13 protein-coding genes are annotated in these 13,101 nt (G+C 70.2%); 7 read left to right on the top strand and 6 right to left on the bottom strand.

The genetic code is table 11. The annotated features are described in order from the left end of the window. Positions 1–4 precede the first annotated feature (4 nt). From ACIBG6_RS31805 to ACIBG6_RS31825, 5 genes are all read right to left on the bottom strand, one after another. On the bottom strand, positions 5–919 hold the full coding sequence (locus ACIBG6_RS31805) for an amino acid ABC transporter permease (protein ID WP_399226175.1): 915 nt from the start codon (positions 917–919) through the stop codon (positions 5–7). After that, a complete protein-coding gene (locus tag ACIBG6_RS31810) occupies positions 916–1,581 on the bottom strand; it encodes an amino acid ABC transporter permease (protein WP_399226176.1) in 666 nt (221 codons plus the stop codon). The genes ACIBG6_RS31805 and ACIBG6_RS31810 overlap by 4 nt, the downstream gene beginning before the upstream one ends. 10 nt (positions 1,582–1,591) lie before the next feature. Then, positions 1,592–2,440, bottom strand: coding sequence for a glutamate ABC transporter substrate-binding protein (locus tag ACIBG6_RS31815; protein ID WP_399226177.1), 849 nt, complete (start codon positions 2,438–2,440; stop codon positions 1,592–1,594). A gap of 43 nt (positions 2,441–2,483) precedes the next feature. Next, positions 2,484–3,239 carry an amino acid ABC transporter ATP-binding protein gene (locus ACIBG6_RS31820; RefSeq protein WP_399226178.1) on the bottom strand — a complete coding sequence of 252 codons (756 nt, stop codon included), beginning with the start codon at positions 3,237–3,239 and terminating at the stop codon, positions 2,484–2,486. Between the two features lie 101 nt (positions 3,240–3,340). Next, the gene (locus ACIBG6_RS31825) at positions 3,341–4,036 is read right to left on the bottom strand and encodes an alpha/beta hydrolase (RefSeq protein ID WP_399226179.1); all 696 of its coding nucleotides are present in this window, start codon (positions 4,034–4,036) and stop codon (positions 3,341–3,343) included. Between the two features lie 157 nt (positions 4,037–4,193). On the opposite strand from ACIBG6_RS31825, the gene ACIBG6_RS31830 reads away from it, so the two are divergent. Beyond that, positions 4,194–4,652: a Crp/Fnr family transcriptional regulator gene (locus ACIBG6_RS31830; protein WP_399226180.1), complete on the top strand. Its 459-nt coding sequence runs from the start codon at positions 4,194–4,196 to the stop codon at positions 4,650–4,652. Positions 4,653–4,739: 87 nt separating this feature from the next. On the opposite strand, the gene ACIBG6_RS31835 is transcribed toward ACIBG6_RS31830, so the two are convergent. Continuing rightward, on the bottom strand, positions 4,740–5,408 hold the full coding sequence (locus tag ACIBG6_RS31835; RefSeq protein WP_399226181.1) for a Tat pathway signal sequence domain protein: 669 nt from the start codon (positions 5,406–5,408) through the stop codon (positions 4,740–4,742). Positions 5,409–5,742: 334 nt separating this feature from the next. On the opposite strand from ACIBG6_RS31835, the gene ACIBG6_RS31840 reads away from it, so the two are divergent. From ACIBG6_RS31840 to ACIBG6_RS31865, 6 genes are all read left to right on the top strand, one after another. Continuing rightward, complete coding sequence (locus ACIBG6_RS31840; protein WP_399226182.1) at positions 5,743–6,417, top strand: TetR/AcrR family transcriptional regulator; 675 nt, start codon at positions 5,743–5,745, stop codon at positions 6,415–6,417. A 198-nt stretch (positions 6,418–6,615) separates the two neighbouring features. Further along, complete coding sequence (locus ACIBG6_RS31845) at positions 6,616–7,272, top strand: DUF6230 family protein (protein ID WP_399226183.1); 657 nt, start codon at positions 6,616–6,618, stop codon at positions 7,270–7,272. 2 nt (positions 7,273–7,274) lie between these two features. Beyond that, a complete protein-coding gene (locus tag ACIBG6_RS31850) occupies positions 7,275–7,802 on the top strand; it encodes a DUF6114 domain-containing protein (protein ID WP_399226184.1) in 528 nt (175 codons plus the stop codon). A gap of 109 nt (positions 7,803–7,911) precedes the next feature. Next, entirely contained in the window at positions 7,912–9,261 is a 1,350-nt protein-coding gene (locus tag ACIBG6_RS31855) for a carboxyl transferase domain-containing protein (protein ID WP_399226185.1), read from the top strand. 516 nt (positions 9,262–9,777) lie between these two features. Continuing rightward, positions 9,778–12,312 (top strand): NPCBM/NEW2 domain-containing protein, encoded by a 2,535-nt coding sequence (locus ACIBG6_RS31860; RefSeq protein WP_399226186.1) that lies wholly within the window; start codon positions 9,778–9,780, stop codon positions 12,310–12,312. A 167-nt stretch (positions 12,313–12,479) separates the two neighbouring features. Then, positions 12,480–13,070 (top strand): isochorismatase family protein, encoded by a 591-nt coding sequence (locus ACIBG6_RS31865; protein ID WP_399226187.1) that lies wholly within the window; start codon positions 12,480–12,482, stop codon positions 13,068–13,070. The last annotated feature ends 31 nt before the right edge of the window (positions 13,071–13,101 follow it).

The following is a 13,101-nucleotide window of genomic DNA, read 5'->3' on the forward strand; positions in this document are numbered from 1 at the left end:
CCGGTCATCTGGTCCCGTCCTTCGGGCCCAGGTGCTCGCCCGGCGTGGCCAGTTCCTCCACGGCGTCGGCCCCGACGACCGCTCCCGTGGACTTCTTGCCGCGCCGCAGCCGGCCTTCGAGCCAGGAGGCGAAGGTGGTGAGCGCGAAGTTGAGGATGACGAAGATCACGGCGACGACGGTGAAGCAGGCGATGGTGTTGGCGCCGTAGTTCGCGCTCATCGGACGTACGGAGGCGAGGAGTTCGGAGAAGCCGAGCATCGCGCCGCCCAGCGCGGTGTCCTTGACGATGACGACGAGCTGGCTGACCAGCGCGGGCAGCATGGCGGTGACCGACTGCGGGAGCAGCACGTACGCCATGGTCTGGCCCTTGCGCATGCCGATCGCCTTCGCCGCGTCGGTCTGCCCGCTCGGCAGGGCGAGGATGCCGGCGCGGACGACCTCGGCGAGGACGGACGCGTTGTAGAGGACGAGGCCGGTGACGACCGCGTACAGGGGGCGGGTGTCCGGGCTGATGTCGGTGAACTCGGAGTAGGCGGCGTTGGCGAAGAGCATGAGGATGAGGACGGGGATGGCCCGGAAGAACTCGACGACGGTGCCGGCCGTGCCCCGCACCCAGCGGTGGTCGGAGAGGCGGAAGATGCCGAGGAGCGCGCCGAGCGGCAGCGCGATCACCATGGCGAGCGCGGCGGCGATCACGGTGTTCTGGAGGGCGGGCAGGATGTACGTCTCCCAGATGCGGGGGTCGGTGAAGAAGGGTGCCCACTTGGACCATTCCAGCTGGCCCTTGTCGGCGAGGCTCGCCATCACCCACCAGACCACGCCGGCGAGCGCGATCAGGAACAGCAGCGTCCAGAGGAGGTTGCGCCGCCGGGCGCGCGGCCCGGGGACGTCGTAGAGGACCGTCGGCTTGTCCTTCACCGTTTCACCGCCACCTTCTTGGCCACCCAGCCGAGGAACAGGCCGGTGGGCAGGGTGAGACAGATGAACCCGAACGCGAAGATCGCGGAGATGAGGATGAGCTGGGCCTCGTTCTCGATCATCTCTCGCATCAGCAGGGCCGCCTCGGCGACGCCGATCGCGGCGGCCACGGTGGTGTTCTTGGTGAGGGCGATCAGGACGTTCGCGAGCGGGCCGACGACGGAGCGGAAGGCCTGCGGGAGCACGATGATGCGCAGCACCTGCGGGAAGCTGAGCCCGATGGCGCGGGCAGCCTCGACCTGACCGAGGGGAACGGTGTTGATGCCGGAACGGACCGCCTCACAGACGAAGGCGCTCGTGTAGGCGATGAGCCCGAGGACGGCGAGCCGGAAGTTGATCGTGGTGAACCGGTCGGCGCCCAGGCTCACGCCGAGGGTCTGGAAGAGGCCGAGCGAAGTGAAGACGATGATGACGGTGAGGGGGATGTTGCGGACGATGTTGACGTAGACGGTGCCGAAGCCCCGCATCAGGGGGACGGGGCTGACGCGCATGGCGGCCAGCAGCGTCCCCCAGATCAGGGAGCCGATCGCGGAGTAGACGGTGAGCTGCACCGTCACCCAGAAGGCTCCGAGCAGGTCGTACCCCTGGAGGAAGTCGAACACGACGGCCTGCTCACTTCACGATGACGCCGATCTTCGGGGCGGGTTCGTTCTGGTAGCCGGCGGGGCCGAAGTTCTTCTCCACCGCGGCGTCCCAGGCGCCGTCGGCGACCATCTTCTCCAGCGCGGTGTTGATCTTGGCCTTGAGGTCGCTGCCCTTCTGCACGCCGATGCCGTAGTTCTCGTTGCTCATCTTGAAGCCGCCGAGCTTGAACTTGTCCTTGAACTCGGCCTGCGAGGCGTACCCGGCGAGGATCGAGTCGTCGGTGGTGACGGCGTCGATGACCCCGTTCTCCAGGCCGGTCAGGCACTCGGAGTAGCCGCCGTACTCCTGGAGCTGGGCATCGGGGGCGATCTTGTCCTTGACGTTCTGTGCGGAGGTCGAGCCGGTGACCGAGCACAGCTTCTTGTTGTTCAGGTCGGACGGCTGCTTGATCGAGTCGTCGTCGGCCCGGATCAGGACGTCCTGGTGGGCCAGGAGGTACGGCCCGGCGAAGTCGACCTTCTCGGCCCGCTCGTCGTTGATCGAGTACGAGGCCGCGATGAAGTCCACGTCACCGCGCTGGAGCAGCGTCTCCCGGTCGGCGCTCTTGGCCTCCTTCCACACGATGTCGGACGGCTCGTGGCCGAGCTCCTTGGCGATGTACGTCGCCACATCGACGTCGAAGCCCGTATAGGTGCCGTCCGGGGTCTTCAGGCCGACGCCGGGCTGGTCGTACTTGATGCCGACGGTGATCTGGTCGCCACCGTGGTCGCGGGACACGTCTCCTGCGGCGCCGGACGCGAGTCCGGCGGAGGTGAAGGAGAGGACGACGGCCGCGGCGACGGCCACGGTGGCCCTGCCGGTGCTGTGCGCGTTCATGTGGATCACCCCTGGGGGCTGCTGATCGGGCGACGTCCGGGGCTCAGTGGTGGAGGATCTTGGACAGGAAGTCCTTGGCCCGGTCGCTGCGCGGATTGTTGAAGAACTCGTCCGGGGTCGTCTCCTCGACGATCCGTCCGTCGGCCATGAAGACGACGCGGTTGGCGGCGGAGCGGGCGAAGCCCATCTCGTGGGTGACGACCACCATCGTCATGCCGTCCCGGGCGAGTTGCTGCATGACCTCCAGAACCTCGTTGATCATCTCGGGGTCGAGCGCGGAGGTCGGCTCGTCGAAGAGCATCACCTTCGGATCCATGGCGAGGGCGCGGGCGATCGCCACGCGCTGCTGCTGACCGCCGGAGAGCTGCGCCGGGTACTTGTCCGCCTGTTCGGCGACCCCGACCCGGTCGAGCAGCGCGCGGGCCCGCTGCTCGGCGGCCTTCCGGTCCTTCTTGCGGACCTTGATCTGGCCCAGGGTGACGTTGTCGAGCACCGTCTTGTGCGCGAAGAGGTTGAAGGACTGGAATACCATGCCGACGTCGGCCCGCAGGGCCGCCAGCTCGCGGCCCTCGGCCGGGAGCGGACGGCCGTCGATCACGATCTCGCCCGCGTCGATGGTCTCCAGGCGGTTGATCGCCCGGCAGAGCGTCGACTTTCCCCCGCCCGACGGTCCGATGACGACGACGACCTCACCGCGGTGGACCGTCATGTCGATGGACTGGAGGACGTGCAGGGCGCCGAAGTGTTTGTCCACCGCGCGCAGCACGACGAGCGCGTCGCCGCCTTCCGGGACGGGCATGGCACCCTCCAAGGGTCACGCCCCCGTTTGCCGGTCCCTCCTCACGTTCATGCTCCGCCCTCCGCCGGGCCCGCGCACGCCGGGCGGGGGCGGACGGAAGATCAGCCGGTCGTCTCGCGTACGGCGTGCTCGATCAGGTCGCAGACCTCGGCCGGCCGGGAGGCGAGGGAGGCGTGGCTCGCGTCGAGCTCGATGGTCTCGCGCGGCTCCATGCGCTGGGCCATCCGGCGCTCGTTATCGGGGTGGATCATGCGGTCCTGGGTCGACACCTGGTACCAGCACGGCTTGACGCGCCAGGCCGGGGCGGTGACCGTGTCGCCGAAGGTGGACGCCGGCGGAGCCTTCTGGGTGACGGCCATGACGAGGGCCTCGTCGGGGGCGAGGTCCTGGGCGAAGCTCTCATGGAACTTGTCCTGCTTGACCCAGAGGTAGCCGTCGGAGTCGGGGGCGATGTTCTCGAAGGCGGCCGGCGGGTGTTCCTGGCTGATCTGGCCGGGGCTCTCGCCGGCGTCGGGCGCGAAGGCGGCGATGTAGACGAGGGCCTTCACGTTCGGCAGGTCACCGGCCTCGGTGATGACGGCGCCGCCGTAGGAGTGGCCGACGAGGACGACGGGTCCGTCCACCTGCTCGACCATCTTGCGGGTGCGTTCGGCGTCGTCGGCGAGCGAGGTGAGGGGGTTCTCGACGGCGCGGATCTTGTCGTAGCCGCGCTTGTTCAGCTCGACGATGACGTTCGCCCAGTGGGCGGCGCCGCCCCAGAAGCCGTGGACGAGGACGATCGTGGGCTTGTCTGCCATGGGTTTCCGGACCGATCTGTGCGAGGAATGGATCCCGCCCCTGTCCCGCCCCGTCTCCCCGCGGCCACGCTACGTGCGCGGTGGTGGCCCCGCACGCGCGCCCGGGCGGGCTGGCGGACACTGAGGGTGGGAGCCGAGCGTCCGAGGAGGGTCCGCCATGACCAGAACCGCGCCCAAGGTCAGCACGTTGCCGTCGGAGCACCGGGAGCGGCTGATGGCCTTCGCCGAGGACGTGTACTTCGATTCCGGTCATCGGCTGTTCGAGGAGCAGCAGCTCGCCGACCGGTTCTGGATCGTGAAGACGGGAGCGGTGACGCTGGACGCCAAGGTGCCGGGCCGCGGGTCGCCGGTGATCGAGACCCTGCGCCACGGCGAGCTCGTCGGCCTCTCCTGGATGTTCCCTCCGTATCTGTGCCAGTCGGGGGCGGAGGCGATGACGCCGGTGCGGGCGTACGAGTTCGACGCCACGGCCGTCCGGTCGATGTGCCGCTCGGACACGGAGTTCGGCGCCTCGGTCATGTTCTGGGTGGGGGCCATCCTGGCCCATCGCCTGAACGTGACCCGGGTCCGTCTCCTGGACCTGTACGCCCCGCACGGGAGCGGCATCTTCGCGTGAGCCCCGCCCCCTCCTCGTACGGGGAGGGGGCGGGGCTCCGACCCGGATCGGACGATCGGGATCGAGCGATCGGGATCGGGATCGGGGTCAGTTCACGAAGACGGCGGGGCTGCCGGCCTGGCTGGTGTCCAGGACGGGGCCGTACTTCGCCGAGAAGTAGCCGTTGGCCGGACAGGTTCCGGGGCCGCTCGCCTTGGTGAACAGCTGGTCGGTGAAGGTGAGCGAGTTGTCGGTGTTGGAGGGCGTGGCGGTGAGGCTTCCGGCGCGGTAGACGCAGGTCATCAGGCCGAGGATGCTGTTGATCTTCAGGGTGGTCTGGATCGGGCCCGCGGCGCCCGCCGTGACGGTGAGCGCCCCGCCGGAGACGACGGCCGTGCCGTACGGCAGGTTGTTGACGGTGATGCTCTGGACGCCCGTCGCGCCGATGATGTTGGTGGTGCAGCTGCTGAGCGTGTGGGCCGTGGCGGTCTCGGTGGCGGTGCCGGGCGCGGCGGGGTTGCCGGTGACCGTGGCGGTGAACGCGGACGTGTTGCAGGTGATGCCCGTGCTGCCGCCCTGCGTGGTGGCGATCCGTGCCTTGGTGCCGGTGGGGAGCGAGGCGGAGAGGACGTCGCCGACCGCGACGGCGGGGCCGGTGGCGGAACCGGTGGTGAGGACGTTGCCGACGGCGGTGCCGACGGCGCCGGCCTGGGTGGTCGCGGCGAGCGTGGCGGAGACGGCGAGGCCGACGGCGGCCAGGAGAGCGTGCTTGCGCATGGGGGTGCTTCCTTCCGTACGGATGGGGGGTGGGGAGTCGGTGCGTACGGAGCGAGGTGCGACCGCTGCCGGAACGGTCCGGCGCCACGGATGATGTCCGACAGCGGTGTTCTGGAGCGGGGTGCTGGAGAAGGTGTTGGAGAGGGGTGCTGGGGAGGTGCGGGAGCGTGATACTCGGTGCGGTGTGCGGTGAGGACGTGCCCCGTCCCTCGGGGATCGGCTCCACCGGACACGTGAGAACACCCGATGACACTCGGCGCACCGAGAGGAAAACCCACGAGGGTTGTAATCCTGCCGAGTATGTGACGTCAACAAGCCCGGAAGGATGTGGCCGATGACGAGTGCCCGCGAGGCCGAGGAGGGGCTCGTCCTGCCGGGGGCCCGCTCGGGCCGTGAACCGGGGCGTTCCCTGCGCCCCGGGCCGCGTCGGCTGAGCCCCGAGCAGGTGGCCTCCCGACAGCGCGAGCGGCTGCTCGACGGAGTCGCCCGTACGGTCGCGGAGAACGGCTACGCCGGGGCGCGGATCAGCGACATCTGCCGGGAGGCCGGGGTGACCCGACCGGTCTTCTACGAGCTGTTCTCCGGCAAGGAGGACGCCGTCATCGCCGCCTACCGGGGCGGTACGCAGCAGGTGGTGCGCGCCATGCAGCGGGCGTACGACGAGGCGGGCGGCGCGGCGGACTGGCCGGCCTCCGTGCGGGCCGGGCTGCGGGTGCTCCTGACGCTGCTCACCCAGACCCCGGCCTTCGCCACGATGGTGGTCGAGATCGAGTCGGTGGGGCCCGCGGGGCGCAGGGCCCGCGCGGAACTTCTGGCCAGTTTTCGACGGTTCTTCGCGGACGCGCCGGCGGGTCCGCCGTGGGTGGCGCGGGGCGAGCTGGTGGACATCGTGGTGGGCGCCGTCCACGCGGCGGTCCATCGCGCGGTCGACGAGGGACGGTTCACCGATCTCCCCCTTCTCCTCGACACCCTCGTGCACGTCGTGGTGGTCCCGTTCACCCCTGAATGATCGATCGCCAGAGGGCCGACAAGCAGCACATGCACGCTGGTTGACCCGGGGTAACCGCAAGCCTTACGGTCCCGGGAAGGTTCCCTGCGGCACGTCTGCCTCCGCACCACGCGAGGAAGACCCGGGCAGCTCGGGGAACGGTCCGCGCCAGGACACCGCCGCGCAGGTCTGTTTCCTCACCCATGTCAGGAGCGCCTCATGGCCATGTCCGAAAACACCCGGGACATCGCGCACACCTCGTTACCCGACGACGGATCCGGCAGACGCGGCCGGGTCCGGTTCCGCCGCGCGGCCCTGATGGGCGGGCCCGCCCTGGTCGCCGCGGCCGCCCTCGTGGTGCTGACCGCGCAGGGAGCACTCGCCGCCCAGTTCGCCATCTCCGGCATGCCGTTCACGGTGACCGCCGACAGCCTGGAGGGCCGGGGCTTCGGCCAGTTCGGCGGCCTCGACAACATGCCCGAGGGCAGCCCGAACGCCGGCGACACCGGGGGCCAGATCCTGGTCATCGTCACCGCGATCCGCGAGGCCGAACTCACCAACCTCTGCCAGAGCGTGGAGCTCGGCGGCACCTACCTGCACATCACGGCGGGCGCCAAGGGCACCCCGGTCAAGGCGTCGGGGCTCACCACCGACTCCACGGACATGTCCGGCAAGGTCGCCGACTTCGACAATATCGAGATCGGCGGCGACGCGAGCACCTTCGACAAGCCCCCGGTCAAGGGGCCGTTGGGCGTGTTCGGCCAGCAGGCCGACACCGTCCGCATCAAGGACGTGCGGCAGACCAACTACGCCACGACCGCCGTCCGGTTCACCCTGCCCGACCTGCACATGCGCTTCAGCTCGAAGGGCTGCTGAGCGTGGCGTCCGGCCGCCGCCCCCGCCATCCCTGGCGGGCCTTCCGGCTCTGGCGGTACCGCCGCCCGTTCGGCGCCGGTCTCACGCTCGCCCTGGGCGGCGCGGAGATCCTGCTGACCCAGCGGGCGAGCATCACCGTGATCCTCACGGCGGGGGCGGACAGCCTGGTGGGCTACGTCCTGCCCGTCCTCATGGTGATCTGCGGAGTGCTCGTCGTCCTCAACCCGCGCCAGCGGCTCTTCTACTCGGTCGTCGGCGTCCTGGCGTCCCTGGGGAGCTGGGTGACCTCCAACCTGGGCGGGTTCTTCCTCGGCATGATGCTGGGGCTCGTCGGCAGCTCGCTCGCCTTCGGCTGGCTGCCCGACCGGCCCCGGCGCCGGCCCTGGCGCCGCGGGCGACGCCGGGAGCAGGGGGCGACCGGGAGCGGGCCGGCGGCGCCCACCGAAGCGGCGGCCGATGAAGCGGCACCCGCCGAAGAGGCGGCCCGCGCGGCGGCCGGACCCGCGCCGGAGCCACGGCCCGGCGTCTGACCTGTCCGTACGGGCGGCTCCGTCGCGCCTCCACCGACCGACGGTACGGTGGAGGCGCACCACCGACCCACCCGTACGGACGGACCCGGCGACGAGCGGCGAGGCGCGCATGACCGACCCGATGACGGCACGCGAGGCGCTCGCGCTCGTCACCGACGACTTCACCGAACTCCCGTTCTCCGAGGGGCCTTTGGTCGGGGACGGGCCGATCGGCTGGCCCGGCTACTCCGCCGCGCACGGCCGCGCCGCGGCCCGTTCCGGTGAGACCGAGTCGGTGATCTGCGGTACGGGCACGATCGGCGGCGTGCACGTGGTGCTGCTCTCCTTCGACTTCCGCTTCCTCGGCGGCTCCATCGGCGAGCGGACCGGCGCCCGGGCCTCCGCCGCGCACCGGCTCGCCCGGGCCCGGCGGCTGCCCGTGGTCGTCCTTCCGGCCACCGGCGGGAGCCGGATGCACGAGGGCATGCGGGCGCTCCTCCAACTCCAGGTGCTGGCCCGCGAGTCGGCGCTCACGCGAGCCGCCGGGCTGGCGCAGATCGCGGTCCTGCGGGACCCGACGACCGGCGGCGGCTGGGCCACTCTCGGGGCGGGCTCCGATGTCGTCCTCGCCCTGCCGGGCGCCCAGGTCGGCTTCGCGGGCTCGCGGGTACGCCCGCAGGACGCCGACCCCGCCGCCTACACGGCGGAGGCCCAGCTCGCGCACGGCCACGTCGACGCCGTCGTACCGCCCGGGGAGCTGCGGGCCGCGCTCGGCCGCTGGCTCACGCTCCTCACGCACCCCGCCGAGGGCCCGGTCGCTCCCCCGTACGCCCTGGGCACCGGCGCCATGTCACCTGCCGCGTCGGGCCGCGAGGCCGTGGCCCGCGCCCGGCACCCCGACAGGCCGCGGGCGCCCGCCTACCTCGACGCCCACTTCACGCGGCGCGCCGAGATCTCCGGCGACCGCTGCGGAGGCACGGACCCCGGCATGCTCTGCGGCTTCGGACAGTTGCCGGACGGCCGCACCGTCGCCTACGCGGCCCAGTGCGGCACCGCCACCCGGCCCGCCGGCTTCCGTACCGCGACCCGGCTCGTCCACCTCGCCGACCGCCTCGGGATCCCGGTCCTCACCCTCGTCGACACCCCCGGCGCCGCCAACGACCCCGAGGCCGAGCGGGACGGAGCGGGCCCGGCGATCGCCGCCCTCTTCGAGGCCGTCGCCACCGCCCGGGTCCCGCTGACCTCGCTCCTCGTCGGGGAAGGCGGTTCGGGCGGCGCCCTCGCCCTCGCCGCCCCGGACCGCACCTGGGCCACCCCGGACAGCTACTTCTCCGTCATCGCCCCGGAGCTGGCCGCGGCCATCCTCAAGCGGACAGCCGAGGAAGCCTCGACCACCGCCGACCTGCTGCGTCTGCGCCCGCAGGACCTCCTTGCCCTCGGCGTCATCCGAGGCATCGTCGGCGGCCCCGCCCGGACCTGAGAGAGCTTCTCCTCACGCGTTCACCGCTGCGTCCTGCGGGCCAGGACGCTACTCACGCATGCCACGACATGCAACACACCAATGAAAACTTTCCGACTCAACGTCAGACCGATGCCGCAAGTCGACGTGATCGAACTCCGCACACCCCTTGACACCACTTCCCGGCGAAGCACTCAATAGGCAACACAGACCAACCACTTCCAACACAGTGTGCGAGGAAAGGAGCCCCGCGCACCCCTCCCCCATGCTCTCCACACGCCTGCGTCGAAGCCGCAGCGGCAGGCAGGGCTGAGCCATGGCGGGCACGGCTCGGATGACAGCGCTCCGACGTCGCCCCGCACTGTCCGGCCGCACTCCGGGCCGGCCGTCCTCCGTACGAGGAACACCCCCACGCGAAAGGATCGTTCGCACATGCGCCGTCTTGCCTGTGCACTGTCTGCCGTACTCGTTTCGACCGGCACCGCGATGGCCTTACCCGTCGTTCCCGCGACGGCGGCAGCGACGACGGGTCCCTACGTGGTCGAAGTCGAGACCATGTCGCTGACCAACTTCGGGACCGACACCGTGAACCACACCTGGAACGGCACGTCGGTCGACAACGTGACGTACGCCCGGGGCACGTCGGGCCAGACCAGCACCGCCCGCACGACCTTCGACGGCCCCGCCGGCACGTACGACCTCATCACGCGCTACAACGGCAAGACCGCGAGCGGGGTGACGTACAAGATCTCCGTGAACTCCACGCCCGTGGATTCCTGGGCGACGACCCAGCGCTACGGCCGTGACCACACCGACCCGATGAACATCGACACCCGAACGTCGAACAAGGTCGCGCTCAAGCCCGGTGACACCATCGAGCTGACGGCCACGTCCGCCGGCGAGGTGCCGCGCGTCGACAAGATCACGATCCAGGAACACGTCGGGCCGCCGACCAGCACGCTGACGCTCGACTCGCCGAACCCGACGCTGAACGACGGCTTCACCTGGGGCAAGAACCGGGCCCTGGCCATGACGTTCCACCCGGGGAATCCCATGATGGGACACGAACCCGAGTGGTGGCGCCTCAAGAACGCCACGCACCAGACGGTGGTACCTGGCTACTGGGGCAGCTACACCAACCGGGAGGCCTTCTACAACCGGGACATCTCCCACCAGTCGGACGGTGCGCACGCGCTCGGCCTGGATGCCGAGACGTTCAGCATGGTGCGGACGTTCGCCGGGGACGCCGACGATCCGGGCCAGAACGGCTGGCCGCTGTGGGCGCACAGCTCGTACGGGGCCATGTACTACATCGACGGCACCGGATTCCGTGAACTGCCGTCGCCGTTCAACCTGATGGCCAAGGCGTACAAGCAGTACCAGTGGACGGGCAACACGGACTGGATCAACGATCCGACCCTTTCCGCGTACTACGACTCCACCATGGGTTCGTTCCTGGACGGCCACGAGGTGCGGTGGAACGATGCGAACCCGTCCGCCGAGCAGCCGGTCCCGCGGAAGCAGCCCGGAGAGTACACGGCGACGTACTTCGAGTTCCCCAACGAGAACCTGGTCTCCGCGGCGGACTCGCTCGGGTACCAGTACCAGTCGATGGTGGCGTACGCGGAGATCCTGAAGGCGAAGGGGGACAACGCCGGCAGTACGAAGTGGACGAACCGTGCGCAGCGGGTGCGCGCCCACTTCGAGGCGAACTGGTGGGACGCGGCGAACAACCGGTACATCCGTGGCAAGGACGCCGCGGGCACGGGCTACAGCAGCTGGGGGCACGAGGCCAGCTTCCTGATGATGCTCACGGGGCTGGGCGACCACGGCCCCAGGACCGGCGGCTACCTGGACTTCATCGCCGCCAACGACGACGACCTGAACGTCGAGGCGACCTCCTACCTGCCGGAGATGTACTACCAGTACAACCGGTCCTCGGAGGGCTGGGCGTGGCTCAAGAAGCTCATGACCGGCAAGAACAGCTACCCGGAGGTCTCGTTCCTCGCGGTCGGCAGTGTCGTCGACGGCATGATGGGCGTGCAGCCGGACGCCCCGAACGACAAGGTGGCCACCGTCTCGCGGTTGACCTCCGAGACGCCGTGGGTGGAGATCGACCATCTCAAGGTCGGCGACAGCGACCTGAAGCTCAAGCACACCGGTACGACGGGTTCCACCCTGACCAACAACTCGGGCGGCACCATCGCCTGGGAGGCCCAGTTCTACGGCACGCCCGCCACGATCACCGTGAACGGCACGGCGCGGACGCCGCAGACCAGGTCGCTGTACGGCAAGACCGTGTCCTACGTGACCGTACCGGTGGCCGCCGGCGCGTCCGTGACGGCGACGACCGGGCCCGCGGGTGGCGACACGACGCCCCCCACCGCGCCGACCGGCCTCACGACAGGCAACGTGACGTCGAGCAGCGTGGACCTGACGTGGACGGCGTCGACCGACGACGTCGGCGTGACCGGCTACCGGATCTACCGCGGGGGCACCCTCGTCGGCACGACGACGGGGACGAGCTTCACCGCCACGGGACTGTCGGCCTCGACGCCGTACACGTTCACGGTGAAGGCCATCGACGCCGCTGACAACGTTTCCGCGGCCGGCAACCCCGTCTCCGTCACCACCGCGGCCGACGGGAACGGACAGACGGCTCATCTCAGCGATCTCGCCTGGAGCGACGCCAGAAGCGACTTCGGCACCGTCCGCAAGGACAGGAGCGTCGACGGCAACGCCATCAAGCTGAACGGCACCACCTACGCCAAGGGCATCGGCACCCACGCCAACGGGGCCATCACCTACACCCTCGACAGCACCCACACACGCTTCCAATCCGACATCGGCGTCGACGACGAGGTCAGCGCCAACTCCACCGTCATCTTCGAAGTCTGGGGCGACGGCACCAAGCTCTACCAAAGCCCCACAGCCATGACCCCGACCAGCGCCACCCAGTCCCTCGACATCGACATCACGGGCGTCAATTCACTCGTCCTGAAGGTCACGGACGCCGGCGACGGCATCAACAGCGACCACGCCGACTGGGCGGGGGCCAGGCTGGTGCGGTGACGCCGACGCCGAGCCGGCGGGGCTCCGACTGACACCCCCGCCGGCTCGGGGTCGGTCCCGTTCCATGATCCCTATCGGGTGAACGGCGGGCGCGTACCGCACTCATCGGGATCCGGAGACGCGACGATGCGAGGAACACCTCCACCCCCTGAGGAAAGGCCGCTACCGTGCGCCGTGCCCTGATCGTCGTCGATGTACAGAAGGACTTCTGCGAGGGCGGCAACGTCCCCGTGAAGGGCGGGGCCGACCGGGCCGTCGCCATCGCCGATCTGATCCGGGGTGCCGACGGCCGGTACGCGCACGTCGTCGCGACCCGGGACCACCACGTCGACCCCGGCGGCCACTTCTCGGACGAGCCGGACTTCGAGAACTCGTTCCCGGTGCACTGCGTCGTCGGCACCGAAGGGGGCGAGTTCCACCCGGACTTCGAACCCGTCGTGACCTCCGGGGCCGTGGACGAGGTCTTCTTCAAGGGCGCTCACTCCGCCTCGAAGAGCGGTTTCGAAGGCGCGACCGAGAACGGCACGCCCCTCGGCGAGTGGCTGCGCGCCCGTGAGGTCGGCGGCGTCGACGTCGTCGGGATCGCCACGGACCACTGTGTGAAGGCCACCGCGCTGGACGGCGTCCGGGCCGGCTTCGACGTGCACGTCCTGCTCGACTACACGGCCGGCGTCGCTGCCGACACCACCGGCGTCGCCCTCGACGAACTGCGCGCGGCGGGCGTCGGGCTCAGCGGCAAGCCGGTGGTCCACGCCTGACGGACCTCTCCCTGCGGGCGGTGGCGCGGCC

The organism is Streptomyces sp. NPDC050842 (assembly GCF_044456565.1).
In the GTDB taxonomy this organism is placed as follows: domain Bacteria; phylum Actinomycetota; class Actinomycetes; order Streptomycetales; family Streptomycetaceae; genus Streptomyces.